We start from the raw sequence: 2,434 nt of genomic DNA on the forward strand, positions 1-2,434 counted from the left end.
CTGATCGTCGGGCCCGCGTTCGCCGTCGGTGCCCGGCGCAGCCAGCGGGACCTCGCGCTCCTCGCGGCGATCGGCGGCGACCGTCGGACGCTGCGTCGGGTGGTGCTGCTCGGCGGTGCGGTGATCGGCTCGATCGCCTCGGTCGTGGCGGTGGTGGGGGGGATCGGGCTCGCGGCCGGCTACCGGGCGCTCGACCGGCTCGGCGGGGGGTTCGGCCTGCCCGACCTGCGCGTCCCCGCGACCGTCCTGCTGCTCGTCCCGTTCGGCGCCCTGCTGGCGACGGCCGCTGCATGGGCGCCGGCGAGGCATGCCGCCCGGGTGGACGTCGTCGCCGCACTGACGGGCCGGCGCGCCGAGGCCCAGCCCCGCCGGCGAATCCCCGCCGTAGGCCTCGTCGTCATCGCCCTCGGGGCGGGCGGGGCGCTGGTCGGTGCGATGACGGGGAGCACCGCGCTCCTGGTCTCCGGGGTGGTGGCGCTCGAGGTGGGACTGGTTGCGGCCTCCGGCGCGCTCGTCGCGCTCGCCGGGCGCCTGGCGCCCCGGACGGGGCCGGCGGGCCGTCTGGCGCTGCGGGATGCGGTCCGCCAGCGATCGCGCACAGCACCGGCCGTGGCAGCGGTCCTGGCGGCGATGGCGGGGGTGGTCGCCGGTGCGACCTACCTCACCTCGGGCGAGCAGCATCTGGCAGCTCAGTACACCCCGCTGGCGGCCGACGGCGTGGCGATGCTCGGCTTCGGCGCGATGGACCCGTCCGATCCGGACCGGGACGCACTGGCCGAGTCCGCCGTGGGCGTGGTCCGCGCCGGCCTGGCCGTGACCGCGATGGTGCCGGTGAGCATCGTCGACCCCTCGGGCACGGTCGACGGTGACAGCCCGACGCTCAGCGCCGAACGGCCGCCAGCGAACGTGTGCCCGCTGCAGGGCGACGTGACGCTCCCCGTCGCCGAGGTCCGCGCCGCGTGGAACGACCCACGCTGCGGCGGGGTCTCCGGCGGCTCCATCGCCTGGACTGCCCCGGGAACCTGGGACTCCACCCTGGTGGACGACGGGACGGCGATCGCAGCTCTCGGCCTGCCGAGGAGCGAGCGGGCCGCTGCCGCCCTGCAGTCCGGTGCGGCCGTCGTGGCGTCGCCGCTGGACCTGTGGCCGGACGGCACCGTCCACCTGCGGGTCGTGGCCGCGGACCTGGTGACGGGTGACCTGCTCACCGGACCGACGACCGTGCTCCCGGCCGTCGCCGTCGACCTCGGCAACGCCGGTCAGTACGGGCTCGTGGTGCCGCCGGCTGCCGTCGCCGAACTCGGCCTCACGGCGCGGCTCGCCGGGTACGTCGCGCAGACGTCGCGCGCCCCGACGCACGCGGAGCAGGACGCGGTCGAGGCCGCCCTCATGGCGGCCGTCGGCCCGACGGTCTCGCTGCAGCTCGAGCGCGGGCACTCCGCGGCCCAGCCCGAGGTGGTGTGGCTCCTCGTGGCTGCGGCCACGGTCGTCGGCCTCGGAGCGACAGCGATCGTCACTGCGCTGGCCGCGACGGAGGCGCTGCCCGACCTGGCCATCCTCGGCGCGATCGGTGCCGCCCCGGCGCTCCGCCGCCGTTTCGCCGCGGCCCAGGCCGGCCTCGTGGCGGGCATCGGGACGCTGGTCGGGGTGCTGACGGGGCTGCTCCTCGGCCGGGTCCTCGTGCTCGCCGAGCGCTATCGAGGACCCGTCGTCGACCTGGACTGGCAGGTCGTCACGCCGTGGTCGGCCGTGCTGGCGGTGGCCGTCGGGGTGCCGCTGCTCGCTGCCGGCGGCGGATTCCTCCTGACCCGCTCCCGCCTGCCGATGGTCCGTCGGGTGGTGGGATAGATGACGGACGACGCGGAACGTGCGATGCGCCGCGAGGAGCTGCTCTACCGGCGCGAGCTGGCCGCGCGGACGCGGCGCGGGGTGGTGCAGCAGCGCGCCCGGGTGCGCTCGGTTCCGGGTCCGTGGGTCGAGCCTGCCGACCGGGACCGCAGCTCCTCCGCAGATCCCGTTGACCGGGTTTTGCACGGCGCGTAGCGTCGAAACGCGCACCGGTCGACGGTCGCCCGGTGCCCGGAGGAGGCACCATGCTCGCCGACCATGACGCCATGCCCACGCTGGCCGTGTCCGATCTGACGCGTGCTCGGCAGTTCTACGAGGAGGTCCTGGGCTTCACGCCCCTGGGAGATGTCCCCGACGGGGTCTCCTACCGCGCGGGCTCGACCTCGTTCCTCGTCTACCCGTCCTCGTTCGCCGGGACCAACAAGGCGACGGCCATGTCCTTCCAGGTCCCCGTCGACGCGTTCGATGCCGAGGTCGCGGCCTTGCGCGCCCAGGGCATCGCCTTCCAGACGTTCGAGGTCGAGGGCATCACCTGGGACGACGGCGTCGCGTCGTGGGGCGAGGGTCGCAGCGCGTGGTTCGAGGA

The 2,434-nt window shown here is 75.6% G+C and carries 3 protein-coding genes; all 3 read left to right on the forward strand.

Annotated features, from left to right (window positions below):
- On the forward strand, positions 1–1,848 hold a 1,848-nt coding region (locus tag PKY62_RS13035), incomplete at its 5' end, for an FtsX-like permease family protein (protein WP_324537645.1).
- Positions 1,849–2,043: a hypothetical protein gene (locus tag PKY62_RS13040; RefSeq protein ID WP_324537646.1), complete on the forward strand. Its 195-nt coding sequence runs from the start codon at positions 1,849–1,851 to the stop codon at positions 2,041–2,043.
- A gap of 50 nt (positions 2,044–2,093) precedes the next feature.
- The coding region (locus PKY62_RS13045; RefSeq protein WP_324537648.1) for a VOC family protein at positions 2,094–2,434 on the forward strand (341 nt) is incomplete at its 3' end.

It is taken from the genome of Actinotalea sp., assembly GCF_035443605.1.
In the GTDB taxonomy this organism is placed as follows: Bacteria; Actinomycetota; Actinomycetes; order Actinomycetales; family Cellulomonadaceae; genus Actinotalea.